A 1,163-nucleotide genomic window follows, 5' to 3' on the forward strand; every position below is an offset into this window, starting at 1 on the left:
GTCGCGTTGTACCAGTCCAGGTTGCTGTCCAGGATGCGGTTGAAGTGCGACTTCAGGCGATCGTTGTCCGGCGTGATGTAAGCAGCCTCGGCCAGGGTACGCAGCGACCATGCCTGGCCACGCACCTGTTCCGGCTGGACCAGGCCCTTGATGTTCTGGCGGTAGCTCGGGTGCGACTGGAACACGTTGTACATGCTCCAGAACTGCAGCTCTTCCAGATAATAATGGTCGCCAGTCACCAGGTAAGGCAGGTAGGCGAAGGCCGGCTGGTGCGACACGTCATGGGTGTACGGGGTCTTGCACACGGTTGCCTTGTCGCACACCGGGAAGGCTTCGTACTTGCCGGTCGCCGGGTTCTTGGTGTCGGTCGGACGGGCCATGATGGTCATGTACGGATAGTCGATCAGGCTGATCGGCTGGCCGGTGTTCTTGTCGCGGTAGTGGGTCGACCAGCTGCCCGCCAGGTCGGCGGTGCCCAGGGTGGCGTCGCGCATGCGGCGGTCCATGCTCAGCAGGTACATTGCGCCCCAGTTCGGCAGCAGGCCGATATCGCCGCGGCCGCCGGTGGTCGGCATATAGGCGATCGCCATGCCAAGGCCCATCGGTGCGCGGTTCGACGCGAGCCAGCGCTTTTCCTGGCCGACGATGGCGGTTTCCGGCACTTTCAGCGAGGTGTCGAAGTTCGGCATCGCACGCGAGCCGACCAGGTAGCCGATGTTCTGCTTGACGTTCAGGGTCGGTGCGGCGCCGGTCGACCAGAAGGTCTGGCGCCAGCGGGCGTGGTGCAGGTGGGTCAGGGCCGCCTTGGTGAACACGGCCTTGCCGCCGACCATGACTTCGGCGTCGTAGGTGAAGTTTTGGGGATTGGCTTCGTACGCCCAGCTGTTTTCCAGGGTCACGTCGACGCGCGCCTTCTTGGCTGCTTCGTACCAGCGCACGGCGAAGCGCGCGCTCAGGTGCGGGTGGGCGACGCCGCTGCTGGTTTTCAGTGGGGCGGTGACCAGCCATTCGCTGGTGGTCGGGCCGGCCAGCCAGGTGGTGGCCTTGCCGGCCTTGATCAGTTCGTCGGCCGAGGCGGTATAGCGCACGCCGCCGATGGTGGCGCTGACCGAGGCGGTCACGCCGTTCGACAGCATCGAGCTGGCCGACGGGGTGGTCGCGGC

Annotated in this window: 1 pseudogene; it reads right to left on the reverse strand. The window is 65.5% G+C overall.

Annotated features, from left to right (window positions below):
- Positions 1-1,163 (reverse strand): annotated as a pseudogene (locus KBW98_RS23790) (hypothetical protein); the annotation flags it as partial.

The sequence above is a fragment of the Massilia sp. ST3 genome (assembly GCF_018119405.1).
Taxonomy (GTDB): domain Bacteria; phylum Pseudomonadota; class Gammaproteobacteria; order Burkholderiales; family Burkholderiaceae_D; genus Telluria.